At 56.3% G+C, this 23,532-nt stretch carries 24 protein-coding genes; 17 read left to right on the forward strand and 7 right to left on the reverse strand.

What is annotated here, in order from left to right; all coding sequences use genetic code 11:
- Positions 1 to 60: 60 nt before the first annotated feature.
- Positions 61 to 915 (reverse strand): sensor domain-containing diguanylate cyclase, encoded by an 855-nt coding sequence (locus MLE19_RS20345; protein ID WP_240720038.1) that lies wholly within the window; start codon positions 913 to 915, stop codon positions 61 to 63.
- Between the two features lie 146 nt (positions 916 to 1,061).
- Positions 1,062 to 2,684, reverse strand: coding sequence for a BCCT family transporter (locus MLE19_RS20350; RefSeq protein ID WP_240720039.1), 1,623 nt, complete (start codon positions 2,682 to 2,684; stop codon positions 1,062 to 1,064).
- Between the two features lie 362 nt (positions 2,685 to 3,046).
- Here MLE19_RS20350 and phnC point away from each other — a divergent pair, with 362 nt between their 5' ends.
- From phnC to MLE19_RS20435, 17 genes are all read left to right on the forward strand, one after another.
- Positions 3,047 to 3,910: a phosphonate ABC transporter ATP-binding protein gene (phnC, locus tag MLE19_RS20355; RefSeq protein ID WP_240720040.1), complete on the forward strand. Its 864-nt coding sequence runs from the start codon at positions 3,047 to 3,049 to the stop codon at positions 3,908 to 3,910.
- Between the two features lie 62 nt (positions 3,911 to 3,972).
- On the forward strand, positions 3,973 to 4,992 hold the full coding sequence (gene phnD / locus MLE19_RS20360; RefSeq protein WP_240720042.1) for a phosphonate ABC transporter substrate-binding protein: 1,020 nt from the start codon (positions 3,973 to 3,975) through the stop codon (positions 4,990 to 4,992).
- A 67-nt stretch (positions 4,993 to 5,059) separates the two neighbouring features.
- On the forward strand, positions 5,060 to 5,854 hold the full coding sequence (phnE, locus tag MLE19_RS20365) for a phosphonate ABC transporter, permease protein PhnE (RefSeq protein WP_240720044.1): 795 nt from the start codon (positions 5,060 to 5,062) through the stop codon (positions 5,852 to 5,854).
- Positions 5,855 to 5,889: 35 nt separating this feature from the next.
- A complete protein-coding gene (phnF, locus tag MLE19_RS20370) occupies positions 5,890 to 6,636 on the forward strand; it encodes a phosphonate metabolism transcriptional regulator PhnF (protein ID WP_051912784.1) in 747 nt (248 codons plus the stop codon).
- Between the two features lie 41 nt (positions 6,637 to 6,677).
- Entirely contained in the window at positions 6,678 to 7,127 is a 450-nt protein-coding gene (gene phnG / locus MLE19_RS20375; RefSeq protein WP_240720046.1) for a phosphonate C-P lyase system protein PhnG, read from the forward strand.
- A gap of 2 nt (positions 7,128 to 7,129) precedes the next feature.
- Positions 7,130 to 7,852, forward strand: coding sequence for a phosphonate C-P lyase system protein PhnH (gene phnH, locus MLE19_RS20380; RefSeq protein WP_240720048.1), 723 nt, complete (start codon positions 7,130 to 7,132; stop codon positions 7,850 to 7,852).
- Positions 7,852 to 8,943 carry a carbon-phosphorus lyase complex subunit PhnI gene (locus MLE19_RS20385; RefSeq protein ID WP_240720050.1) on the forward strand — a complete coding sequence of 364 codons (1,092 nt, stop codon included), beginning with the start codon at positions 7,852 to 7,854 and terminating at the stop codon, positions 8,941 to 8,943. Before phnH ends, MLE19_RS20385 begins: the two co-directional genes overlap by 1 nt.
- Positions 8,940 to 9,809, forward strand: a complete 870-nt coding sequence (locus MLE19_RS20390) for an alpha-D-ribose 1-methylphosphonate 5-phosphate C-P-lyase PhnJ (protein ID WP_240720052.1) — start codon at positions 8,940 to 8,942, stop codon at positions 9,807 to 9,809. Before MLE19_RS20385 ends, MLE19_RS20390 begins: the two co-directional genes overlap by 4 nt.
- Entirely contained in the window at positions 9,806 to 10,669 is an 864-nt protein-coding gene (gene phnK / locus MLE19_RS20395) for a phosphonate C-P lyase system protein PhnK (RefSeq protein ID WP_240720054.1), read from the forward strand. Before MLE19_RS20390 ends, phnK begins: the two co-directional genes overlap by 4 nt.
- Before the next feature lie 40 nt (positions 10,670 to 10,709).
- On the forward strand, positions 10,710 to 11,468 hold the full coding sequence (phnL, locus tag MLE19_RS20400) for a phosphonate C-P lyase system protein PhnL (RefSeq protein ID WP_240720056.1): 759 nt from the start codon (positions 10,710 to 10,712) through the stop codon (positions 11,466 to 11,468).
- The gene (locus MLE19_RS20405) at positions 11,465 to 12,613 is read left to right on the forward strand and encodes an alpha-D-ribose 1-methylphosphonate 5-triphosphate diphosphatase (protein WP_240720058.1); all 1,149 of its coding nucleotides are present in this window, start codon (positions 11,465 to 11,467) and stop codon (positions 12,611 to 12,613) included. Before phnL ends, MLE19_RS20405 begins: the two co-directional genes overlap by 4 nt.
- Positions 12,613 to 13,170 (forward strand): ribose 1,5-bisphosphokinase, encoded by a 558-nt coding sequence (phnN, locus tag MLE19_RS20410; RefSeq protein WP_240720060.1) that lies wholly within the window; start codon positions 12,613 to 12,615, stop codon positions 13,168 to 13,170. Before MLE19_RS20405 ends, phnN begins: the two co-directional genes overlap by 1 nt.
- Complete coding sequence (phnP, locus tag MLE19_RS20415) at positions 13,152 to 13,973, forward strand: phosphonate metabolism protein PhnP (protein WP_240720062.1); 822 nt, start codon at positions 13,152 to 13,154, stop codon at positions 13,971 to 13,973. Before phnN ends, phnP begins: the two co-directional genes overlap by 19 nt.
- 80 nt (positions 13,974 to 14,053) lie before the next feature.
- The gene (locus MLE19_RS20420; protein ID WP_240720064.1) at positions 14,054 to 14,965 is read left to right on the forward strand and encodes a LysR family transcriptional regulator; all 912 of its coding nucleotides are present in this window, start codon (positions 14,054 to 14,056) and stop codon (positions 14,963 to 14,965) included.
- Positions 14,966 to 14,967: 2 nt separating this feature from the next.
- A complete protein-coding gene (locus tag MLE19_RS20425) occupies positions 14,968 to 15,876 on the forward strand; it encodes a LysR family transcriptional regulator (protein WP_240720065.1) in 909 nt (302 codons plus the stop codon).
- A gap of 139 nt (positions 15,877 to 16,015) precedes the next feature.
- The gene (locus MLE19_RS20430) at positions 16,016 to 16,663 is read left to right on the forward strand and encodes a glutathione S-transferase (protein ID WP_240720067.1); all 648 of its coding nucleotides are present in this window, start codon (positions 16,016 to 16,018) and stop codon (positions 16,661 to 16,663) included.
- A gap of 57 nt (positions 16,664 to 16,720) precedes the next feature.
- Positions 16,721 to 18,685 (forward strand): 2Fe-2S iron-sulfur cluster-binding protein, encoded by a 1,965-nt coding sequence (locus MLE19_RS20435; RefSeq protein ID WP_240720069.1) that lies wholly within the window; start codon positions 16,721 to 16,723, stop codon positions 18,683 to 18,685.
- A 62-nt stretch (positions 18,686 to 18,747) separates the two neighbouring features.
- Here MLE19_RS20435 and MLE19_RS20440 read toward each other — a convergent pair whose 3' ends face one another.
- The 5 genes from MLE19_RS20440 to MLE19_RS20460 form a co-directional block, all read right to left on the reverse strand.
- Positions 18,748 to 19,368 (reverse strand): LysE family translocator, encoded by a 621-nt coding sequence (locus MLE19_RS20440; protein ID WP_240720071.1) that lies wholly within the window; start codon positions 19,366 to 19,368, stop codon positions 18,748 to 18,750.
- A 307-nt stretch (positions 19,369 to 19,675) separates the two neighbouring features.
- Positions 19,676 to 20,260, reverse strand: a complete 585-nt coding sequence (locus tag MLE19_RS20445) for an exopolysaccharide biosynthesis protein (RefSeq protein ID WP_240720073.1) — start codon at positions 20,258 to 20,260, stop codon at positions 19,676 to 19,678.
- Positions 20,261 to 20,318: 58 nt separating this feature from the next.
- Positions 20,319 to 21,122: a M48 family metallopeptidase gene (locus MLE19_RS20450; RefSeq protein ID WP_240720074.1), complete on the reverse strand. Its 804-nt coding sequence runs from the start codon at positions 21,120 to 21,122 to the stop codon at positions 20,319 to 20,321.
- Positions 21,123 to 21,324: 202 nt separating this feature from the next.
- Positions 21,325 to 22,632 carry an ATP-grasp domain-containing protein gene (locus MLE19_RS20455; RefSeq protein WP_240720075.1) on the reverse strand — a complete coding sequence of 436 codons (1,308 nt, stop codon included), beginning with the start codon at positions 22,630 to 22,632 and terminating at the stop codon, positions 21,325 to 21,327.
- A 341-nt stretch (positions 22,633 to 22,973) separates the two neighbouring features.
- Positions 22,974 to 23,450, reverse strand: a complete 477-nt coding sequence (locus MLE19_RS20460) for an NYN domain-containing protein (protein WP_240720076.1) — start codon at positions 23,448 to 23,450, stop codon at positions 22,974 to 22,976.
- Positions 23,451 to 23,532: the final 82 nt, after the last annotated feature.

The following is a 23,532-nucleotide window of genomic DNA, read 5'->3' on the forward strand; positions in this document are numbered from 1 at the left end:
CATCAAGAGGAACGTCTAACCCCTTAGGCATAGTGTTGTTACCCCACAAGCTCGTCGCTACTAGCGACCACATCTTTTAATCTGATACATATGGCTATCGGCATGGCTTAGCAGAGTGTCGGCTTCTTCTCCGTCGGTGGGGTAACAGGCTACGCCGATGCTGCAGGTGGGCATTCGCACCTCACCGAACTCAGCGCCTAGCGGCTGGTTCATGACAGTGAGTATCTGCTCCACCTTTTCGGTAACCGCGTGCGCTGACTTAATTTCCGTTAACAGAACCGTGAATTCATCACCGCCTATCCGGGCCACGGTATCTGTCGCTCTTAAACAGCCTTCCAGCCGTCTGGCTACCGTGCAGAGGATTCGGTCACCCACCGCATGCCCATGAACATCATTGATGCTTTTGAATTCATTGATGTCCAGAAACAGCAAGGCTAGGTTGTTTTGATGCCGGTAGGCTGCGTGCAGGCCTGTGACGAGTCGATCATAGAATAGCGCTCGGTTAGCCAGTTTTGTCAGCGGGTCGTGATGGGCGAGGTGGCGCAACTCTTCCTCGGCCTGGGTAAGGGCCGTCACGTTGCGCGCGACCCCTATCCGAACTCCCTCTTCCTCGTACCAGCGGGCAGACCACAGGATGTGGACGATCCCGCCGTCTTTGCGTATGTAGCGGTTGCGAAAATCAATGTGGGGCTTACCGTCCATCACCCGAACGATAGAGTCCCGCGTGGCGACTAAATCGTCAGGGTGCATGTAGTCGATGATCTGGGTGTCGATCAACTCGTGGGGTAGGTAACCGAGCAGTGGCTCACAGGCATCACTCACAAAGATGATCTGGTTGTCTTTATCCACCACGAAGACGGTGTCTAGCATCAGGTGAATCAGTTTTGGGTAGAGTGCTTGCAGGTCAACGGCCATAGGCTGGGGTAATCCGGTTAGCATTCCTCGACTATAGAGCAATCGCGCAAAGGGGAGAGAAATAATTCTACCCACTTTAGGTTGAATGCTACCTGAAACCTGTTGGCCAGGGGGCTGCGAGTGCTCACAGCCCCTGTTTTTATCGCCTAATCTTCTGGCTTTAGCTCTTCCTGTTTGGGCGGGGTGCCTACCTTCACTTCGCTGAGCTCCTCCTGAGCGAGGCCTCGGTACAGTGCGAACATCATAATAAATACCAGAATGAACATCGGCAGGCCAACCACGGTGATCACTTCCTGCAGAGCGGTTAGCCCGGCATCGCCAGCCAGCACAATAAGCATGGCGGCCAGCATGCCTTCGGAAACGCCCCAAAATACCCGCTGATGCCATGGGCCTGGGTCTGCGGTGCCGGTACACAGCATATCGACGACCAGGGAGGCGGAGTCCGATGAGGTGGCGAAGAAGATGGCGACGATCACTACCGCCAGGCCCTGGATTAAGGTGGCGGCCGGAAAGTTATCAAAAAACGCAAACATGGCGAGGGGGATGCTGTCGGCGACAGCGGCCGACAGGACGCCTGCCTGCTCCCCCATGGCGGCCCGGGCATCGGGCCCGATGCCATCGATCTCCATCGCCGACCAGCCGAAGATCGCAAACCAGATCAGCGTAAAGATGGAAGGGGCGAACAGCACACCGAGCACGAACTCGCGGATGGTTCGTCCGCGAGAAATCCGCGCGACAAAAATGCCGATGAACGGTGACCAGGTTACTGTCCAGGCCCAGTAGAATACCGTCCAACTGCCTTGCCACCCCCAGGCGCCACCCTCGCTGGAGTAGCGTGCCAAGGTGTCATTCCAAAACGCCATGGGCAGCAGGTTGGTTATATAGAGGCCAAAAGTTTCGACAACGGCGCGCAAAAGGAAAACGGTTGAACCGGTAAACAGCACAAACAACAGCAGGCCAACGGCCATACAGATATTGATATTAGAGAGGCGCTTCACCCCTGAATCCAGCCCTGCGATGATCGACCCCACGGCCACGGTTGTCAGGACAATGATGATAAGCACTTTGGTCAGCACCGCGTCTGGAACACCAAATAGTTCCGTTAGCCCCGCATTGATCTGCTGGGTGCCCAGGCCGACAGACACCGCCACGCCAAACAACGTGCCGAGCACGGCAAAGATATCCAGGGTTTTGCCGATAGGGCCGTGAATACGTTCGCCCAACAGTGGGAAGAATACCGAGCTAAACCGCATCGGCAGGTTGTAACGGTAGATAAAATACGCAAACGCCAGCCCCGGCATGGCGAAAATCGCCCAGGTATGCAGACCCAAGTGATAAATCGAAAAGCTCATGGCATCGTCGGCGGCGGCCACAGAGAAGGGCTCGACACCCGGCCTTGGCGGCGTTGCGAAGTGAGATATCGGCTCGGCGACGCCCCAGAACATCAGCACTGTGCCGATACCGCCAGCGAACAGCATCGCGAACCAGGAGGCGTTGGTATAAGCCGGTTTCGCATCATTGCCACCTAAGCGAATCGCCCCGAAACGGCTGATCGCCACCCACAACAGAAACGCCACCCAACTGGTTACCCCGAAAATAAAAAACCAGCCCAGGTTAGTAACGATCCATTCCCGACCCGCGCCAAAGGCTTCTCCTATGGGGCCTGGCGCAATTAGCAGCGCCACTAGAAAAATGATCATGATCCCTGCGGATGTAAAAAATATGGTGGGATCCGTTTTAAGGCCCAGCTTTCGCGCAAGTGCATCCATCGTTACGTCTCCCTGAATTGTTGTAACCCCGTCTTTGAAGCCAGACCTTCACTCGTTTTTTTAAACCAGTCTTTCAAAGCGCTCTTTAAAACCAGTCTTTAAACAACGTAGGAGCTATAGGCGGATAACGCCACGCGGGGTGGCCGGAGAGTGGTCGGATAACACTGTGACGACCGGGTGACATACACGTTTCAATCGTGTGTCATTAAGAGATAAGTCCTTGATATTGGGTAAACGACACTATTGGCGTTGCTTAGAGGAGGCTGCGGAGCGGCTGAAATTATCATCAAAATGACATTGTCTAGACAACTGGTGTTCATCTGCTTCCACCAGAATGGCGCTATTCCTAAAGGAGAAGCGTCATGTCTATTCCTACTATTAACGCTGAAGGCTTAAACAAGTCGTTTGGACACCGCCAGGTGCTAAACGACATCAGCTTTCGCGTTGCAACAGGCGAGATGGTTGCGCTGATTGGGCCATCCGGCTCAGGCAAGTCCACGTTACTACGTCATCTTGTCGGTCTTACCTGTGGAAACCGTACTCAGGGTGGCCGTGTGTCGCTGATGGGTCGTGAAGTGCAGGCGAGCGGACGTTTGCGCAGAGCCGCTCGCATCGAGCGCTGCCGCACCGGTTATATCTTTCAGCAGTTCAACTTGGTGGGACGTCTCAGCGTACTGACCAATGTGCTGGTTGGGCAATTGGGTAGCATGTCGCGGCTAAGAGCTCTTTGTGGCCGCTTTACCGATCAGGAGCGCCAGCGTGCGCGTGCTTGCTTGGCCCGCGTAGGACTGGAAGAGCTTATTGATCAGCGCGCTAATACGCTTTCGGGTGGACAAATGCAGCGGGTAGCCATTGCTCGGGTACTCATGCAGGACGCCGAACTGATCCTGGCGGATGAGCCCATTGCTTCCCTCGATCCGCGTAGCGCTCGCGAGGTCATGGAAATTCTCAGCCGTATCCACGCCGAAGACGGCCGCACTGTCGTCGTCACTCTTCACCAAGTCGATATAGCGCGTCGCTATTGCCACCGTGCCGTTGCTCTTAAGGATGGCCGCCTGTACTTCGACGGCCCCATTAACGAACTCACCGATGAACGCCTACAAGCGCTTTACGAAAATGCCGATCTGGATGAGCTCCGCGCAAGCGAAGCCTCAAACGGCGAAGCGCTGCCCAGTGATCGCAGAGATAGAACGCCACATACCGTCGTAACGCCGGTGCTGGGCTGATACCTGTGCCGGTCACGTATGAAACCTGCCATTGATAACCCTATTAATCTGGAGAGACACCCATGACGTTTAAATATCGCCGTTTGGTTCTGCCGCTGATGGCGGGAATTGGTCTGGTAGCTAGCGCCCAGCTGTTCGCCGCCGAAACGCTCAAGTTTGGCATTATCTCTACCGAATCGAGCCAGAACCAGCGGCCCATGTGGCAGCCGTTTCTGGATGATATGTCGCAGAGCCTTGGGGTAGAAGTTGAGCCTTTCTTTGCGACCGATTACGCCGCGGTGATTCAGGCAATGCGCTTTGATCAGATCGATCTTGCCTGGTACGGCAACAAATCGGCGATGGAAGCCGTCGATCGTGCGGGTGGAGAGGTGTTTGCCCAGACGATTCCGGAGAGTGGTGAGCCAGGTTATTGGAGCTTGATGATTGTGCATGAGGATAGCGACCTGCACAGCATCGAAGACGTATTGGCTAACGCGTCTGATCTCGTCTTTGGTAACGGCGATCCCAATTCAACGTCTGGCTATTTGGTGCCCGGTTACTACGTGTTTGCCCAGAATGGCGTGGATGCGTCCTCAGCCTTTAAGCGCACCTTGAACTCCAACCATGAAACGAACGCGCTTTCGGTCGCCAACCAACAAGTCGATGTGGCGACCTTCAATACCGAGAGTATGGCGCGTCTGGAGATCACTGCACCTGATAAAGCGGAGCAACTTCGCGTGGTGTGGACATCGCCGCTGATCCCTTCTGATCCCCTGGTATGGCGCAGCAACTTGCCCGAAGAGACCAAAGAGAACTTGCGCGACTTCTTCTTCAATTATGGCGAAAGCGATGAACAGAAGGAGATTTTAGCCCCGCTGCAGTGGAGTCATTTTGCTCCTTCCAGCAACGATAGCCTATTACCGATTCGTCAACTTGCGTTGTTTAGTGAGCGAGCTGATATCGCCAATGACCAGAGTCTCTCTGACGCTGATCGTGAAGCGCAGCTAGCGACGTTAGATGAACAGCTGGATGCGCTCAATCAACGCCTCGAGGAAATGGAAGAGGCTGAATCGGACGCCCCTTCTGACGCCAACGCCGAATAACGTTCAAGCACCTAATTGATTATCCACGGCGGGGGATCGCTGGCCGATCCCCCAGCCCGGAGAGACCATGAATACTCACGCTTCTCAAATGACCGCACCGCTGCAGCGCCGACGCAGCTGGTTTTCGCTAATCGCCTGGGGTGTGTTGCTGGGTGTGCTGGCCTGGTCCTGGCAGGGCGCCGAAATGCAACCAAGCTTGCTGGTGACGAATGCCGACAACATGGCCACGTTGGCCGGGGACTTCTTTCCCCCCACGTTCGGCAATCTTGGTCATTACATCAATCAAATGCTGGTAACGATCCAAATCGCTATTTGGGGCACATTGCTGGCCATCATTGTCGCGGTGCCCTGCAGCCTACTCTCTTCCGAGAATTTGGTGCCTTGGTGGGTTTACCAACCGATGCGTCGTCTCATGGACGCGTGCCGCGCCATCAATGAGCTGGTCTTTGCCATGCTGTTCGTGGTGGCCGTGGGGCTGGGGCCTTTTGCCGGCACGCTGGCGCTGTTTGTACACACAACGGGGGTGCTGGCGAAGCTGTTTTCAGAGGCAGTGGAAGCCAGCGATGCGGGCCCAATGGAAGGCATTCGCGTGACAGGAGCAGGGCGTATCGAGGAGATCATTTTTGGACTGATCCCTCAGGTACTGCCGCTATGGATATCGGTCAGCCTTTACCGCTTCGAGTCGAATATTCGTTCTGCCACCGTACTCGGCATGGTGGGTGGCGGCGGCATTGGGGTGGCGCTGTGGGAAACCATGCGCGGATTTCAGTTCGCTGAAACCGCCACCATCATGCTGGTCATCATCGTCGCCGTCACGTTGCTTGATGTGGCCTCCCAGCGTTTACGCAAGCGCTTCATCTAGCTTGGCAACCCAGCGTCTATTTGTCAGGAGTATAAATGTCTAGACAACTGATACAGCACCACCGTCAGGAAGCGAGCGAGCCGCGCTATCGCCAGTTGGCCACGATTCTGGCCCAGGAAATTCGTAGCGACCATAGCGCCGGTGACCAACTGCCCAGCGAACAGGCATTGGCCAAACGCTTTGAGGTAAATCGCCATACGGTTCGCCGTGCGCTGGATGAACTGGTCGCTGCCGGCATGGTGACTCGCCACCAAGGGTGGGGCACACAAGTGGTAGATAGGCGATTGGACTATATGGTGAGCGCCGGTAGCAAGGTCACCCACAACTTAGCGGAATTGGGGCTTAACACCGAAACACGCTGTTTAGATCAAGGGCTTTTGCGCCCGCCAGAAGCTATCGCTCAGCGCTTTGAACTGGCTGAGGGTGAGTGTCTGTTATGCGTGGATACGCTGCGGCTTGTGGATGGTGCGCCGCTGCTTCATCTGCGTCATTGGTTCGATGCCACGCGCGTACCCGACTGGTGTGAGCGTTATCGCGGTGGCTCTACCCGCGCAGTGCTTGACCAGCACTATGGCCTGCGACTCACCCGCGCCGAAGTGCGCCTGGATGCAGTTCAGGCGGATCGTGACGATAGTCGCTTACTGCAGTGCCCTCAGCTTGCGCCGCTACTGATTCTAACCAGCGACAACGTCGATGAGTCACGGCGCTTGGTGGAAATTTCCGTCAGTCGCGCCCGGGCCGACCGTGTTGCCTACCACTTCGATTTTCCGAATGAGCGCTAACTCAGGGTCGGCCTTCACCGATCTGACAACGACGAGGAACAATGATGACTCCTGAACAGCGTCACCGCATTCTCGCGCTGACACCTTTAGAGCGCCTCAATGAGGGCTGGCTGAAGCTTGGTATCAAGGCGACTCATCGCTGCGTACGCGGGCCTGAAACCGGGATGGTCATGGTGCGTGGCCGTATAGGCGGAACGGGCAATGCTTTTAACCTGGGCGAGATGACCCTGACCCGTGTCAGTGTGGTGCTCGATGAAAACGCGCCCGATGGCGGCGACATCGGCCATGGGTGGGTCGCGGGGCGGAGCCGTGAACACGCGGAGTTAATCGCCTTGATCGATGCTTGTGCCCACAAAGCGCACTGGGCGCGACGCATTGATGCGGAGCTGATTGAGCCACTGACTCAGGCGCTAGCGGACGAACGCGTTGAGCGCTCCCAGCTTGCTGCGGCAACGCGGGTCGATTTCTTCACAATGGTGCGAGGGGAGTAGATATGCACGACATCACGATGGAGCTCTCGTCGTCGGAACAACCACCTTATGTGCCCAAGCCACATCAATGGCCAGCATTAAAGGAAGCGGTTCATCACAGCCAGCAGCTTTTCCGACAAGTATTAAACAGTATGTCCGAACCCGGCACCTTTGCTGAGGTGGACCTGGCACCGCTACCGAAAGACGTTGCCATGTCGCCCGCTGCCTGGGCAGTGCTACTGGTGCTGTGTGACCTGGATACACGGGTGTGGATTGCTGACGAACTAAACCGTGATGGTTTAGCTGAGGCTATCGCTTTTCATACCGGGGCACGCATTGTGAGTCGCGCGGAAGAGGCCGATTTTGCGCTTGTGGTGCCATCCACCTGTCAGGCAATGCCGCGCTTTTCTGAAGGCAGCGATATCTACCCTGACCGGAGTACCACGCTCATCGTCGTGCTGGCGTCCTTGGCGGAAGGGCGTAGTGATGCCAGCCGCCGCGGTAATACATGTTGGCAATTAAGCGGCCCCGGCATTTTAAACCAGCGAGTGCTTGAGCTCGATGACACGGCTGAGGCGCTAATGCAGCGGCTAGCGCTCAACCGCGCAAGCTTTCCACTGGGACTCGACACTATTCTCACTTCGGGATCTTCCCTGACGGCCATTCCCCGTAGCACTCGTATCCAGAAGCCGTTGGAGGATGCATCACCCACTCCCTTTACTCATCCAGCCAAGGAGCGCGTCTGATGTACGTTGCCGTTAAAGGAGGCGAGCAGGCCATTGCTAACGCCCACCGCTGGATGGCGGATCGCCGTCGAGGCGACCGACACCAGCCTGAACTGCAAACCGAACAGATTCGCGATCAGTTGGGGCTCGCGGTGGATCGCGTCATGGCAGAGGCCTCACTGATGGACGTTGAGCTTGCCGCATTGGCGTTGAAGCAAGCCAGCGGTGACCTAACCGAAGCAGTGTTTCTGCTGCGTGCCTATCGAACCACGTTACCCCGGCTGGCCGACAGCGTGCCGCTCAAAACAGAGGCCATGCATGTCGAGCGGCGTATCAGTGCCGCCTTCAAGGATGTGCCTGGCGGGCAGGTGCTGGGGCCAACCTACGACTACACCCATCGACTGCTGGATTTCATGCTGCTGGCAGAAGGGGAGATTCCTGATCCGGAAAGAGCCCAGGCGGGGCTTGAGGCTTGCCCTCAGATCCTGGATTCGCTCGATGCCGAAGGGTTGATTGAAAAAGAGCTGGATGATGGCACCGAGCCGTATGACATCACCAGGGATCCCCCGGATTTCCCCGTCGACCGAGCCACGCGTTTACAAATGCTAGCGCGAGGCGATGAAGGTTACTTGCTGGCGCTGGGCTACTCGACTCAGCGTGGCTATGGCCGCAACCACCCCTTCGCTGGCGAGATTCGTCAGGGCACCGTCGAAGTAGAAATCGAGGTGGAAGGCTTCGATGCTCCTCTGTGTATCGGTGAGGTCATGATCAGTGAATGCCAGATGATCAATCAGTTCGGCGGCAGCCGCGAAAAGTCGCCGCAGTTTACCCGCGGCTACGGTTTGGCCTTTGGTCGCAATGAGCGCAAAACCATGGCGATGGCGTTGATCGACCGCTCCTTGCGCGCTGAAGAGCTTGGCGAACCGGTACAAGGGCCCGCCCAGCAAGCCGAGTTCGTGCTTGCCCATGCCGATAACGTCGAGGCCTCGGGCTTTGTTTCTCACTTGAAGTTACCGCACTACGTCGATTTTCAGTCGGAGCTAGAGCTGTTGCGCCGCCTACGCCGGGAGCACGACCTCCGCGAACCCTCAGAGCAGGAGCGCCCCGTATGACTCTCCGCGTTGATGACCAAGGCGGTCTAGCTTACAGCGGCTATAACTTTGCCTACTTGGACGAACAGACCAAACGTATGATTCGCCGCGCACTGTTAAAGGCTGTGGCGATTCCCGGTTATCAGGTGCCTTTCGGTGGTCGCGAGATGCCGATGCCCTATGGTTGGGGCACTGGTGGGATGCAGCTTACCGCCAGCATCCTCGGCGCTGACGATGTACTTAAAGTGATCGATCAAGGCGCGGATGACACCACTAACGCCGTCAGCATTCGCACTTTTTTCGAGCGTGTGGCGGGGGTTGAAACCACCACCAGTACAGCGGCGGCTAGCGTTATCCAGACGCGCCATAGAATTCCGGAACTTCCCCTTTCCCGGCACCAGATCCTGGTGTTCCAGGTGCCCATTCCTGAGCCGTTGAGATTTATCGAACCGAGCGAAGAGGAAACTCGGGTGATGCACGCTCTCGAAGAGTACGGCGTGATGCACGTGAAGCTCTACGAAGATATTGCTCGCCATGGCCATATCGCCACTACCTATGCCTATCCGGTCAAGGTGGATGAACGCTATGTGATGGATCCCTCGCCCATTCCCAAGTTTGACAACCCTAAACTCGATATGAATGAGGCGCTTATGCTGTTTGGCGCTGGGCGTGAGAAGCGCCTTTACGCGATTCCTCCCTATACACAGGTCAAGAGTCTCGATTTCGAGGATCACCCATTCGAGATCCAGTCTTGGGATGAGGCATGCGCGTTGTGTGGAGCGTCGGACAGCTACTTAGACGAGGTCATCACCGATGACCAAGGGGGGCGGATGTTCGTCTGCTCAGACACGGATTACTGCCAGCAATGTCGAGGGGAGGTGGCATGAAACGCCCACAGTTAATACGCCCGGCACTGCTTGAAGCACGCAATATCACTCGTCTATACGGCCCCAAGCAGGGGTGCGAAGAGATTGACTTCACACTGCACCAGGGTGAAGTGCTCGGTATTGTCGGTGAGTCCGGCTCGGGCAAGTCGACCTTGCTAAGAGTGCTTTCAGGGCTTGAAAAACCGGACAACGGTCAGGTGATTTATCACCGTTCTGAACCCTCTTTTTCTGAGCTTACTGGCACAGATCTTACTACTCCAGAGCCTGCTCACACCGGGCTAGGCGGGGCCGAGGGGGCACTTGATCTCTACGCCATTAGCGAGGCACGCCGCCGCGCGCTACTGCGTATGGAGTGGGGGCTAGTGCATCAAAACCCCCGCGATGGTCTGCGCCTTGGTGTTTCCGCCGGGGCCAATGTCAGCGAACGTTTGATGGCGTTGGGGCAGCGTCACTATGGCAATTTACGCGCTGCAAGCCAGGACTGGATGGGGCGCGTGGAACTGGACCCACGACGTATCGATGATGCGCCACGTACCTTCTCTGGCGGCATGCAGCAGCGCTTGCAGATCGCCCGCACCTTGGTGACCGAGCCACGCCTGGTGTTCATGGATGAGCCCACCGGCGGGCTCGACGTGTCGGTGCAAGCGCGTCTTCTCGACATGCTCCGCACCTTGACCCGGCAGCTTGGGTTATCGGTGATCCTGGTGACACATGATTTAGCCGTTGCCCGCCTGCTGGCCCACCGACTGATGGTCATGCGGCAAGGTCGGGTCGTGGAGGCCGGTCTGACCGACCAAATTCTCGACGACCCGCAGCACGACTATACCCAACTACTCGTCTCATCGGTGTTAACACCATGAGCCGCACTGATATTCAGGATCTCATCTTCAGGAGCCTGCTATGACGGCGATAAGGCAACCTTTTCTGAGCGCGTCGGCGCTCGACAAGTCCTTCGTGCTACACGCACAGAGTGGCCAGCAGTTAGATGTGATGCGCGGTCTCGAGCTGAGTCTGATGCCAGGCGAATGTCTTGTGCTGGCCGGGCGCAGTGGTATAGGCAAAAGCACGCTGCTCAAAATGGTGAATGGCAACTATCGCGTTTCCGCGGGTCGGTTGACGCTGCACTTTGATGACGGAGAGCTGGAGCTCTCCGACCTGCCCGCCCAGGCTTGGCACGTGCTTCGGCGCGATGTGATCGGCTACGTCAGTCAGTTTCTACGCGTGGTGCCCAGGGTCTCTGCGCGGCAGGTGGTGATGGAGCCACTGCTATCGCAAGGCGTTGCGCAGGACGAAGCGTGTTGCCGAGCCGAGGCACTGCTGGCAAGGCTCAACCTGCCTAAGCGGCTATGGGATCTAGCACCGGGAACGTTCTCCGGCGGTGAACAGCAGCGTGTGAATATCGCTCGAGGCTTTATCGCCGAACATCCGTTGCTGTTGTTGGATGAGCCGACCGCCTCGCTGGATAGCGCCAACCGTGATGTGGTGGTTGAGCTCATTCAGGAGGCCAAAGCGCGCGGTACGGCGATGCTGGGAATTTTCCATGATGAGGATGTGCGCGAACGTGTCGCTGACCGCCAACTGCCGCTGGAAGAGCATATGTTGAGAGCGGGTGACGCCTCAACTGCTGTGAACGATGATACCCAGGAGTTGCCACGATGAGAGCGAATGAACAGGTTCTGACCAACGCCCGCTTAGTGCTTGATGACGCTATCGTCCGTGGCAGCTTGGTAATTCAGGCAGGGCGTATCAAGGCGATCGAGCAGGGTAATACCGCGCTGCCCAGTGCCATCGACTGCGAAGGCGACTTGCTGATCCCTGGGCTGATAGAACTGCATACCGATAACATGGAGAAGTATTTTCAGCCGCGACCCAAGGTGTCGTGGCCATCGCGCTCCGCTGCCTTGGCTCACGATGCCCAAATGGCAGCAAGCGGTATCACCACGGTATTTGATGCTGTCTCCATCGGCGATGTGGATGACCAGAGCATGCGCCAAGAGGCGCTATATCAAATGGTGGAAGCGCTAGCTGACATCAACCGCAGCGGTATGGCGCGGGTAGACCATCGTTTGCATCTACGTTGCGAAGTTTGCCATCCGGATACGCTGGCACGCTTTCAGTCCCTTGCGGATACACCCGAGCTTGGGTTGGTATCGTTGATGGACCACTCGCCAGGGCAGCGCCAGTTCGCCAGCCTCGACGCCTACCGGGTGTACTACAAGGGCAAACACGGTTTCGATGACGCCAGCCTTGATGCGTTCATCGAGCGCCAGCAGGGCTTTAGTGCTCAATACTCAAGCGCCTACCGCAAAGCGATTGCTCAGGCCTGCCATGAGCGTGGTCTGGCGCTCGCCAGTCATGACGACGCCACGATAGAGCACGTGGCCGAAAGCCTTGAGTACGGCACCCAAGTGGCGGAATTCCCCACCACCTTGGAGGCCGCTCATGCTTCTCATCACCACGGCATGGCCGTAATGATGGGCGCGCCTAATGTGGTACGCGGAGGTTCTCATTCGGGCAACATTGCTGCCAGCGAATTGGTGCGGCTCGGTATGCTCGACATTCTCTCCTCGGATTACTACCCCGCTGCACTACTCGATGCTGTCTTCCTGATCAGCAAGATGGAGGATGGCTATGACTTACCTCGTGCCGTCGCCTCTGCCTCACGAAAACCTGCCGAAGCGGTGGGCTTTAATGACCGGGGGCGCATTGCCGAAGGGTTGCGTGCCGACCTGATTCGTGTGCGTGAAGTCGATAGCCATCCTCTGGTTCAGAGAGTGTGGTGTGCCGGTAAGCAGGTGTACTAATGGGCCGCTTGATCTACCTGATGGGGGCTAGTGGCGTCGGTAAAGATTGCCTGCTGCAAGCAGCCCGCCGTGCGCACCCGGAATGGCTGGTCGCCCACCGCTATCTGACCCGGGAAAGTAGTGCCACCGAGGATTGCGTCGCGCTCAGCGATGCTGAGTTCTCGGTGCGTAGTGAGCTGGGAATGCTATGCCTTTCCTGGCAGGCCCATGGGCTCAAGTACGGCGTAGGCGTAGAGGTCGAAGCGTGGCTCGGCAGGGGCACTACGGTGCTGCTCAATGGTAGCCGCCGGGCGTTACCGATGGCGCTTGAACGCTTCGGTGATGCACTGGTGCCCGTCGTGATCACTGCGCCCCCGGAAGTGTTGCGCCGTCGGCTGATGGGGCGTGGGAGAGAGTCGATCGATGAGATTGAGCATCGACTCAAGCGTCATCAGGAAATGGAGCGTGAGTTGCTGGACGCCTTTCCTGGCGTTGCCCGAGTCAATAATGGGGGGCGACTTGCAGATAGCCTTACGGAACTGACAGCGGTGATCAAGGGATGTTCTGCTCAGGCTTGATGGCCTGGGACTTCATGGCGGGAGAGCTATTGATGGAGTTTCGTTTTGGCGGTACCGGCGATAGTGCCCAGGTGCCACGCTTTGGATGTGACTGTGAGGCCTGCAGTCGGGCGAGAGTATTGACTAGCTTGCAGCGTGGTCCCTGCTCGGCCGAGGTGCGGGTCGATGGCAAGCTCTACTTGCTCGACGCTGGGCGCATGGACTTGGCGCACAGTTGCGAGATCGAACGGCCGTCGGCTTTTCTGATTACGCATTACCATGCCGACCATGTTCAGGGGCTTTTCCATTTGCGCTGGGGAAGCGGAGAATCGATCCCCGTGTATGGCCCCAAGGATGCCCATGGCTGCGCCGATTTGTACAAAAATTCGGGGGTGCTGGATTTCCAGCCCGGACTCAAGCCTTTTAAAGCCATTAACTTCGAGAGCTTAACGGTGACACCCGTACCGCTTAAGCATTCGAAACCCACATTGGGCTACTGTCTTGACGACGGTGGAACAAGGCTTGCGTATCTCACTGACACCTGCGGTCTGCCAACTGAAACGGAACGCTTTCTACGCAGTTGGAAGCCTGACGTGGTGGTGTTAGATGCCTGTTACCCCGCCACCTATCAGGCACCGCATAATCACAACACTATCACCCAGGCACTGGAGATTATTACCCGACTCGATCCCCCGCAGGCGTATCTCACTCACATTGGTCACGACTTAGACGCCGAGCGTTTGGCGAATCCCTCGCGCTTACCCCCCAACGTGCGTATCGCCCGAGATGGCGAGAGTCTTAAAGAATGGTTGGTATCGCCATAATTTAAATACCATTATTTCCGATGCTGGCCGACTATATAGAATATCTTTAACTGTTTCCTAATAACGTTTGTGGTACTGCCTTGGATAGATTCGAAGAGATGCGCGTGTTTGCGGCGGTGGCGCAGCTGGAGAGTTTTTCAGTTGCTGCGCGGCAGCTATCTCTGTCGCCGCCTCGGGTGACTCGGGCGGTAGCGGCGCTTGAAGCGCGTTTGGGCGTTGCCTTGTTACAGCGCACCACGCGGCAGGTGCGCGTAACCGAAGCGGGGCGCCGGTATCTGGAGGATTGCCAGCAGGTGCTAGCGCAGCTTTCCGAAGCCGAGGCCGCCGCGACCGGTAGCTATCTCACCCCACGCGGCCTGTTGCACGTTACCGCGCCGGTGCTGTTCGGCGAGTACTTCGTTACCCCGCAGATCGTCGACTATCTGGAACAGTACCCGGAGGTGCAGGTGCGCGCCGAACTGGTTGATCGGCCGGTTAACTTACAGGAGGAGGGTATCGATGTAGCGGTGCGTATCGGCCACGTGCCAGATGACTGCCAACACTTGACCGTGCCGGTGGGTGAGGTGCGCCAAGTGGTTTGCGCAAGCCCCGCGTGGTTAGCCCAGCATGGTGAGCCAACGCATCCGCTAGAGTTGGAGGCACTGCCCACGGTGGTGGCGGAAGGCGGTAACTTGAGTGGCCACTGGTGGTTCGAAGAGGAAGGCAAGCGCATTGAGGTGACGCCATCGCCACGGCTGCGCATCAGTGCTATTCACGCCGCTTTAACAGCGGTCGAAGCGGGCGCTGGGCTGACTCGGCTGCTCTCTTACCAGGTGGCGGCCAGTGAAGCCGAAGGCAGGGTGCGGCGCGTATTGACGCGCTTCGAGGCCACTGCCATTCCTATTAACATTTGGGTAACGGCGGGCCGTGGTCGCGCCGCCAGCGTGCGTACTTTCGTTGATTTTCTTGCCGAGCGGCTGCGTGCCGATCCGGCGCTTGGCTACCGTGGCTGACCATGGCGCTTCCCACTGAATCAATGCTGCGCTACGAGGCTTTAATAGCGCTATCTGCCGTTGCCCATCATGGCAGCGTGCAGGCTGCCGCAGAGGCGAGTAGCCTCTCGGCACCCAAGCTCCATCGCCTGCTTCGCGCGCAGGAGCAGCGCCTAGGCGTTGCTTTAGTGACCACCTCAACGCGAGGCAGCACGTTAACGTCGGCGGGCGAGCGTTTGCACGAATACGCGGAGACGCTGATCCACGCCGTCACTGACGCTGAAACCAGTGCGCGCCAAGAGCACCTTGAAATCAGCGGCACGCTCCGTTTGCAGGCGCCCCAGGCGTTGATAGAGCCACTCCTGTTGCTGTTGGTGCTGCGGCTGCAAGAGCAGCATCCCGGGCTGAAGGTCAATTTGCTGGCTGATGAACACCCCGTTCGTATAGAGAGCGACGCACCGGCGCACCTACGTCTGATGCGTGGGCCGCTGCCTGGGGGCGTTTACGCCAGACCCCTGGGTGATTTGCGTATTGGCCTGTTTGCTAGCCCCCATTATCTGAATAGGGCAGGGCGCCCTGAAAACCTCAATAGCTTGGCCCGCCATGCGCTCATTCACTGCCCACGAGAGGGGCAGGCATCTGTTTGGCGTTTAGCGGAAGGCCAGCTCCTTCGCTTTGAACCCAGGCTTAGCATTAGCGCAGATGCCGCAGCGCTGCGTGCCGCGATTGAGGGCGCAGGCATCGTGCGCTGCTATGAGCTAGAAGCGCGTGGTGCCTGCGTGCAGGGGCTACTAGAACCCGTTGCTGAACCCCTCTGGCCAGCGGCTGACACGCTGGCGTTAACCTACGCGCTCGGTATTCGAGCCCCCGCCAGCGTTCTGGCATTTCTGGAGCTGGCGACCCCCTGGCTGCGCGGGCAGTTGGCGCAGTGATTATTTCACTCAGCGCAATTTTGCGTTGCTGATAATCACTATTCTTGTCTCTCTTGATTTGGCGCAGGATGAGTAACATCGCTCACTAAATAGTGATGACACTCATCTGCTAACAGCGCCCATCCAAGGAGACAAGCTAATGTCCAACGCTATCAAGGTTTATCGCCACGCCCTTTCCGGCCACTGCCACCGCATCGAGCTGATGCTTTCGCTGCTCGGTTTGCCTGCCACCTTTATAGATGTCGATCTTGCCGCGGGTGAGCACAAGGCGCCGCCTTTTCTGAACCTGAACGCCTTCGCGCAGGTGCCGGTGCTCGATGACCAGGGCGTTATCCTGGCTGATTCCAACGCCATTCTGGTCTATCTGGTGCGCGGCTATGGTTCTGAGCATAGTTCTGGGCAGGGCACTGGGCACTGGCTGCCGGACGACCCGATGCTTCAGGCGCAGGTGCAGCGCTGGTTGTCCGTGGCGGCGGGCCCGTTGGCGAACTCCGCCATGAAGGCCCGCTTGGTCACGGTGTTTAATGCCCCGTTCGATCCTGAACCGCTGATTGCCGATGCTCATGCGCTGTTTGAAATTGTCGATGCCCACTTAGCGAATCAGCCTTTCCTTGTGGGTGAGCAGGCCACCCTGGCGGAGGTTTCGCTCTATAGCTACATCGCCCATGCGCCTGAAGGAAATGTCTCGCTGGAACCCTACCCGCATATTCGCAGCTGGTTGAAACGCATTGAGGCGCTGGAAGGGTTTGTGCCGATGGGCGTGACCAAGGTGGGGCTGGTGAACTGAGCCAGCCGATGCAGCATTTCAAAACGACGCGGGCAAACGGCTCGCGAGGAGTCGAGGGTGAATAACGACATCGGCAGCCCATGGCATGAAGGCGAGCTTGCCTTACAGCGCGTGGTCGGCGTGGAGCAGCAGATGGATGGGGTTGGCCGTAAGGTGATGCGGCCCTATTTAACGCCACAGCTGCAACACTTCTTTCCCCAGTTACCGTTTGTAGCGGCAGCGGCAGTAGATCAAGATAGCTGGCCTTGGGTCACGCTGTTAGAGGGCGCACCGGGATTTGTTGATGCGCCGGATGACTCACGGCTTGAGCTAGCATTAACACCACCGACGGATGACCCACTTGAACCGCTACTGAACAGCGGTACCAGCATCGGGCTGTTGGGCATTGAGCTGCACACGCGCCGCCGCAATCGGGTCAACGGTGTGTTGCAAGGCTCAACGGGCCAATGGCAGTTGGAAGTGACTCATGCCTTCGGCAATTGCCCCCAGTACATTCATGACTGGTCGGCGATGAACTGGGTGCAGCCTCAGCCCGGCTCAGTTTTAAAAAGCCGCAGTTCCTCCCTGGATCAACTGCCTGGCGCGGTGCTGGCGCATATCGATCGGGCGATCACAGCCTTCGTGGGCAGTTACGCGCATACCGACCAGGGCGTTCAGGTGGATGCCTCTCATCGCGGTGGGCAGGCGGGATTTATTCGCCGCCAGGGACGTGATCTGATTCTGCCCGACTTTGCAGGCAACCGATTCTTCAACACCCTGGGCAACGTGCTGACCACCGGCCGTGCTGCGTTAGCTATTCCGGATTTTGTCAGCGGGGATGTGCTGCATCTTTCCGGGGAGGCGCGGTTGGTGGATGAATCGTTTGCAGGGGCCCGTTATCCCGGTGCGGAACGCTACTGGTGCCTCACACCGCGCCATATCGTGTGGCGACCTGGCGCCTTGGGTTGGCGTAGCCATGCCAGCACGGTGGCCGCTGAAGCCGCGCCGCTTGGGCCCTGGCAGGCGCTTGTGCCGTTGAAGCTACAGCGCGTGCAGGTAACTGACGTGGTGCAGGAGACGCCCGAAATTCGCTCTTTCTATTTAAACAGAGCACAACAAGACAAGGCGCTGGCGCCCTTTAACGCCGGGCAGTTTATTACGCTACGCGTGCCGCGTTTGGATGCAACATCGCTAGTGCGCAGCTATACGCTTTCTGGTGACAGCCACCAGGCCGCTTATCGCATCAGTGTGAAGGCCGATGGTGAGGGCTCGCGCTATTTGCACAGTGCGCTGCAAGTGGGCGCAGAACTGTCCGTTAGCCTGCCGATGGGCTCGTTTACCGCGGCGGCCAGCGGCTCAGAGCGCGCTCACTGGGTGCTGCTGGGCGGCGGCATCGGCATTACGCCGCTGGTGAGCCTTGCCCATGAACTGACAGCAGCAGAGCGAGGCCCGGTAACGTTAATTCAGAGCGTGCGAGATATTAATCAGGCGCCTTTTGGTAAGGAGCTACTCGACCTTGAAGCGCGAGGGCTGCGTCTGAAGCGCCACGTGACCGGAACTGCCGCTGCACCCAACGGTTGGACTCCAGGTCGGGTGTCGCTGGCGCAGATTCTGACGGATCAAGCGCTTGCAGAGGTGCAACTCTACCTATGCGGCCCCGCCGCTTTTGTTCAGCGCTACCACCAAGAGGCGCTGGATATCGGGCTCTTATCTGAGCAGATACACACCGAAGCGTTCGGCCCCTCGGCGTTGACGCAAACCTACGCGATACCCGTCGCCGAACAGCCGGTAGAAGTCAGCTTTGCTAACCCAAGTGCAGTAGCCCATTGGCAGCCAGGCGAAAGCCTGCTGGAAACTGCTGAAGCAGCGGGACTAACGCCTGCCTTTGGGTGCCGCAGTGGCAGCTGTGGAGAGTGCGCCTGCACGCTGGTCACAGGAGGCGTGACTTACCCAGAGGGTATATCAGCACCAGAGGGAAAAATCTTACTCTGCAGCGCCCGCCCAGCGGCGGGCTCAGGGAAGTTGTCGATTGAATTGGGGTAGGTAGGGTTTCGTTCTTTCGGTGGATGGCTGCTTGGCAAAGCGGTAGAAGTTCTGGCAGGGCTTTAACCAGCAGGGCGACGCATCACCATCATCAATACTCCAGCGCCAATCAAACTACCCGCTCCGCAACGGTGTAGCAGGCGCCGAAACTTGGCGGTCATCAGTTGGCGACTGGTGGTCGATAGCAGCGTGTAGCCGAGATCTGAGAAGAGACCCAGCGCAAGAAAAGTAGTAAACAAAATCGCCAGCTGTGGTGCAAGAGGTTGGGTTTGGTTAACAAACTGCGGCATAAAGGCCATGAAGAAAAGAATGCTTTTAGGGTTCAAGAGTGTCACCCAAAATGCCTTTGCAGTCCCTTGCTTGACGTTTACTCCAGTAGATTCCAGGTCGTTCAATTGGCCGGACTCACGCCACATCTTGATGCCTAGATAAAGTAGGTAAAAAACACCCAGCCACTTTAAGATGGCGAATAGCTCTGCTGATGCCATCAGTAGAGCGCCCACGCCTGCAAACGAGAGCGACATCGCCATCAAATCGCCTAAGAAAAAGCCAGGCAACATCGCGAGTGCTGCTTTGCGCCCATGGTTGATGCCCGTCATTACCAACAGGGTAACGGCAGGGCCAGGTGAAGCGATGACTAAAAAAGAGGCCAGCACAAATGACAACCATAGCTCAATCGACATAGCGTTAATTTCCTGCTAACGAATTATTAATTATACCTATCTATGAAGTTGTAAACCTTGAGATGCCAGGGGGCAAACATTTCAGTGGTTATTTTCTACTGCAACGCTCCCCATTAAGCTGGACAATATTGGAGTGATATCAGGGCTGAGGGATAACTAAAATAAGTTAACCGCCTATACGACTGCAATTGGACGCTATTAGAGACAAACTTCTGGATCATCCGACGCTGCTGGCGATTTCACAATAGGATCTGCTGGATTTCATCGAGAGCGTGTCAATCAAGGGGTGACGTCGGCATAGCCCTAATCACAATAAGTGGATAATAAGAAATGAAAATGCTCCACCGAAGATAACGGTCGCCAAAAGGGCTAGTAACCCATCATGAGCTACTAGCGAAAGCCCTAGGATCAGCAAAGCCAGCCCGGCGGCTGAAGAAGAAAACGGCACAAGCTCCATGAGCGGCATACACAGGCCGACGACGACACACAGCGCGGCAATGCCATAGCTGCCACCTCTTTGTACTAAAAAAGTTAATCGGGGTTTAAGCACGCGGTCTATGCCCCGCGCTGGCTTGCTAAGCCAATCGAGCGCTTTCTGCAGTTTCTTATGCTCAACCGAGCGGTTGAGAATGAAGTGGGGCAACCAAAAGCGTTTGCGGCCAATCAGCATTTGCACGGCTACCAACAGTACGAATGCCGCCATAAAGAACGACATGCCGGGTATGCCGCTTAGCGGCGAAAATAGGGTGATGCCGATCAACATCAATAGTGGCCCAAAAGAGCGGCTGCCAATGGACTCGATTACCATCTCAATGGAGACCCGCTCGTTTTGACGGGCCACTGTGCTCACTCGATCAAGGAGCTGTTCAAGATTTTGTAACGGCTGGGTCATCAATGGACTCTATAAGAGATCAAATGCGAACGGGCTAGGTGTAGGCTTGCCTTATGTTTCACCCAGAACAATTTGCCGGTCTTACTGTGCGATAGGAAGCCACAGCTTCTTCCATTGCCTGCTCTAATGCCGCGATACGGGTCCTATTGGCGGGGTGAGTGGAAAGAAATTCCGGGGGCTGGCCGCCGCCGAGCGCTGCCATGTTTTGCCACAATGCCACGCTCTCTTGTGGGTCGAACCCTGCCTGCGCCATGATCGCTAAGCCCATCAAGTCGGCTTCTTCTTCGTGGGCGCGGCTAAACGGAAGGCTGATGCCGAGTTGGGCGCCCAGGCCCAGAGCCTGCATTAACTGCTGTTGGCCCAGGTCCCCTTCGCCTAATAACCCTACCACTAGCATTCCTGCCTTAATGCCAAGCTGCTGGGTAAGGCGTTCATTGCCATGGTCGGCCAACACATGCCCCACTTCATGGCCGATGACTGCAGCCAGTTGATCGGGAGTATCGGCTACTTGTAGCAGGCCGGTATGCACGCCGATACGCCCGCCTGGTAGGGCGAAGGCATTGGGGGAAGGCTCCTCAAAAACGACAACCTCCCAGGCCTCGGGTAGGGTATCGGCAGGGTAGATCGCTTCGGCGGCGGCAACTATTTCCTGGGCTACGCACTGTACTTGGCGGTTAATGGCGGCGTCGCGTGATACTGGTTGGTCACGGCGCAGTTGGTCGAAAGCATCTTCTCCCATCTGAGCCATCATATTCTCAGGTACCAGTGCCAACTGGGAGCGCCCTGTCGGCGTTTCATCGCAGGCGGTTAGCAGTGCCAGTGGCAGGATAACCAGTAGGCGTAGCAGAAATCTCGGGTGCATTGCATCTCTCATCAGTAAACCAAATGATTATACCTTGGCCTTGGTTAATGGGAGAGGCAAACCTCTCTGTTTAGAGCCCCTCAGCTCAACTGAGGGAGCCTTTGCTGACAACCAAAAGGGCGCGCCTATCCGCTTCGGGAGTTTGAGTACTCCTGATGCAGATAGACGCGCCCATAGTGCAGCGTATTACGCTAATGAATCTCTAAACGTAGAAATCCAGGTCCTCTTGCGCTTTCAACAGGTCGCGCATCTTGATGGGGTCGTCTCCAAAGAAGAAGAGCAAGCCCCAGTGCGTCCCGAAGGCCGACCGGTCAGGAACGGTCTCTTCCGTAGGCGCGACTAATTCGTGCGACTCGAAATACGGGTGGTTAATCGTTTCTTCGGGCATTTCCAGCTTGCTAACAACACGTCGGCGTGGATACACACCGAAGCAACCTGCGTAGCCTTTTGCGTCGACCACTTCGCGGGGGAAGAATGCCGCCACTTCCTCTTTGGTGCTTTTGGGATCGAACACCAGCATTGACGCCTGATAAGCATTGAAGCCGTAGGCTTTCTCGATCAGTTCAAACGCTTTAAAGCCAGGCGGACGGTAGGCAACTTCACCAAAGTACATCTCACCATCTGCCGTGACGAAGTACTCGGGGTGAATCAAACCGAACTGGATGTCGAACGTTTTGATCAGCAGTTCAATCTGCTTAGTGATCGCGGTACGCCAGCTTTCGAGCTCTGCGGTGGCCGGCACGAATACCGAATAACCCAGTGTCACGTATTCCGAAATGTTCAGGAACTGGATTTTGCCATCGTGAATCCAGGCCTCAACGGCGAACTCCCAGCCATCCAGATGGCTTTCCATCAGCAGGGGATATTCTTCATCCGGAATGTTGTCGATCTCTTCTATCGTGCGAATCATCCGGTGGCCAAGACAGCCAGCTTTATCGAAGGCTTTGACATGGATCGGATCATCCGGGTCGCCATCAAGTTTAAGCAGCGTTTGGTTAACACGCTTCATGAAGCGAACGATGTCCTCTTTCTCATGCGCCTCTTCGAAAATGCCGACGCGAATGCCGCCAAGCTGAGCACGGCGCTTCATCAGAGCCTTGTCACGGAACAGAATGGACTGCCCGTACATGCGCGGGCTGTCGAGAAGAACCGAGTTGATCGCGCCGGACCACTCAACGGTTTCTTCGAACAGCGGAATGGCGATATCGACGCCTTCTTCTTTCAACCTTTCGGCGATTTCCATGGACCGGTCATTCAACCGGATAAAATCCCACGGAATAAACGGAATGTTGTTAGCGGTACAGAAATCCGCGGCCCATTCCGGAGCCACAACAATGTAGCGGCGGTCAAATTTCTGCGCAGCCTTGATCGCATTGACGCTCCAGCCAAGGAGTGCGATATAACCTTTGTTCGGATCTTTAGGCGTTTCAGTGCCTTTTACCGAGTCCAATTCCGGATCACGCCAGGCCGTTACTGCTTCGGGTAATTGCTTTTCTGATGTTATCGACATTCAATGTCCTCCTTGCTGGTTGATCCCATCTGACTGTGCAGAGATTGGAGCGCACCAAGTGAGCAGAGCATCAGTCAGTGGTGCTTAGGAGCGATAGGGACAACCGGCATTAGAAAAGTTTTTTAGCGCACCCGTTGTAACTAACCTAGTCGATACGGTTACAAATGGCAATTAAACTGTAGAGTTACTGTTGAATAACTGTAGAACTTTTCCTCTTGTTTGGGAGTTGATTATTTTCTCAATCGTTGAGATGTAAAATCAGTGAACGCTTATGTAGTATTGGTATGAAAATTTGCTGGGTAGGGTCTTCGTTGTAAGTGCTGTTGGATATTCAGGTTAAATTAATCGAGTAAAAGCGTTTTATCTATCGCGATAAACTCGCTGGCTTCATTGATTAATGACGCTGCAGTCAGTTGGGGGACGCCGTAAACCTCAACTCTTTTCCTGTACTTATTGCGAATTTTATTGACTAAAATATCAAAGTCTCCATCGCCGGAAACCAGCACGATAACATCTGCCTGCTCGGCGTACTCGATTGCATCGAGAGCAATGCCAACGTCCCAATCGCCTTTAGCGGAGCCGTCTGAGCGTTGAATAAACGGTTTCAATTTTACTTTAAAACCAATGGCTCTTAGTATGTTTTGAAATTCCCTTTGCTTCTGGTCTCCCCTGTCGATGGCGTAGCAAAAAGCCTGAACGACTTCTCTGTTAGCGGTAGCTTGCGCCCAGAATTTATTGTAATCAAAGTTTCGGTTATACGTTTCGCGAACAGTATAATAAATATTCTGGATATCAATGAATATGGCGACTTTTATCATTTGTATAATCTTTTTTAATTACTTATGAGTTGAGGGGTTGGGTCAGGTAAAAAGTACTAATTTCATGTTACCACCGTAAACT

The sequence above is a fragment of the Vreelandella neptunia genome, assembly GCF_022489065.1.
Classification (GTDB): Bacteria; Pseudomonadota; Gammaproteobacteria; order Pseudomonadales; family Halomonadaceae; genus Vreelandella; species Vreelandella neptunia_A.

Bases quoted from the DNA above. Each gene is read 5' to 3' on its own strand.
- MLE19_RS20345 (WP_240720038.1), bottom strand. From the start codon at position 915: ATGGCCGTTGACCTGCAAGCACTCTACCCAAAACTGATTCACCTGATG.
- MLE19_RS20350 (WP_240720039.1), bottom strand. From the start codon at position 2,684: ATGGATGCACTTGCGCGAAAGCTGGGCCTTAAAACGGATCCCACCATA.
- phnC (WP_240720040.1), top strand. From the start codon at position 3,047: ATGTCTATTCCTACTATTAACGCTGAAGGCTTAAACAAGTCGTTTGGA.
- phnD (WP_240720042.1), top strand. From the start codon at position 3,973: ATGACGTTTAAATATCGCCGTTTGGTTCTGCCGCTGATGGCGGGAATT.
- phnE (WP_240720044.1), top strand. From the start codon at position 5,060: ATGAATACTCACGCTTCTCAAATGACCGCACCGCTGCAGCGCCGACGC.
- phnF (WP_051912784.1), top strand. From the start codon at position 5,890: ATGTCTAGACAACTGATACAGCACCACCGTCAGGAAGCGAGCGAGCCG.
- phnG (WP_240720046.1), top strand. From the start codon at position 6,678: ATGATGACTCCTGAACAGCGTCACCGCATTCTCGCGCTGACACCTTTA.
- phnH (WP_240720048.1), top strand. From the start codon at position 7,130: ATGCACGACATCACGATGGAGCTCTCGTCGTCGGAACAACCACCTTAT.
- MLE19_RS20385 (WP_240720050.1), top strand. From the start codon at position 7,852: ATGTACGTTGCCGTTAAAGGAGGCGAGCAGGCCATTGCTAACGCCCAC.
- MLE19_RS20390 (WP_240720052.1), top strand. From the start codon at position 8,940: ATGACTCTCCGCGTTGATGACCAAGGCGGTCTAGCTTACAGCGGCTAT.
- phnK (WP_240720054.1), top strand. From the start codon at position 9,806: ATGAAACGCCCACAGTTAATACGCCCGGCACTGCTTGAAGCACGCAAT.
- phnL (WP_240720056.1), top strand. From the start codon at position 10,710: ATGACGGCGATAAGGCAACCTTTTCTGAGCGCGTCGGCGCTCGACAAG.
- MLE19_RS20405 (WP_240720058.1), top strand. From the start codon at position 11,465: ATGAGAGCGAATGAACAGGTTCTGACCAACGCCCGCTTAGTGCTTGAT.
- phnN (WP_240720060.1), top strand. From the start codon at position 12,613: ATGGGCCGCTTGATCTACCTGATGGGGGCTAGTGGCGTCGGTAAAGAT.
- phnP (WP_240720062.1), top strand. From the start codon at position 13,152: ATGTTCTGCTCAGGCTTGATGGCCTGGGACTTCATGGCGGGAGAGCTA.
- MLE19_RS20425 (WP_240720065.1), top strand. From the start codon at position 14,968: ATGGCGCTTCCCACTGAATCAATGCTGCGCTACGAGGCTTTAATAGCG.
- MLE19_RS20430 (WP_240720067.1), top strand. From the start codon at position 16,016: ATGTCCAACGCTATCAAGGTTTATCGCCACGCCCTTTCCGGCCACTGC.
- MLE19_RS20440 (WP_240720071.1), bottom strand. From the start codon at position 19,368: ATGTCGATTGAGCTATGGTTGTCATTTGTGCTGGCCTCTTTTTTAGTC.
- MLE19_RS20445 (WP_240720073.1), bottom strand. From the start codon at position 20,260: ATGACCCAGCCGTTACAAAATCTTGAACAGCTCCTTGATCGAGTGAGC.
- MLE19_RS20450 (WP_240720074.1), bottom strand. From the start codon at position 21,122: ATGCACCCGAGATTTCTGCTACGCCTACTGGTTATCCTGCCACTGGCA.
- MLE19_RS20455 (WP_240720075.1), bottom strand. From the start codon at position 22,632: ATGTCGATAACATCAGAAAAGCAATTACCCGAAGCAGTAACGGCCTGG.
- MLE19_RS20460 (WP_240720076.1), bottom strand. From the start codon at position 23,450: ATGATAAAAGTCGCCATATTCATTGATATCCAGAATATTTATTATACT.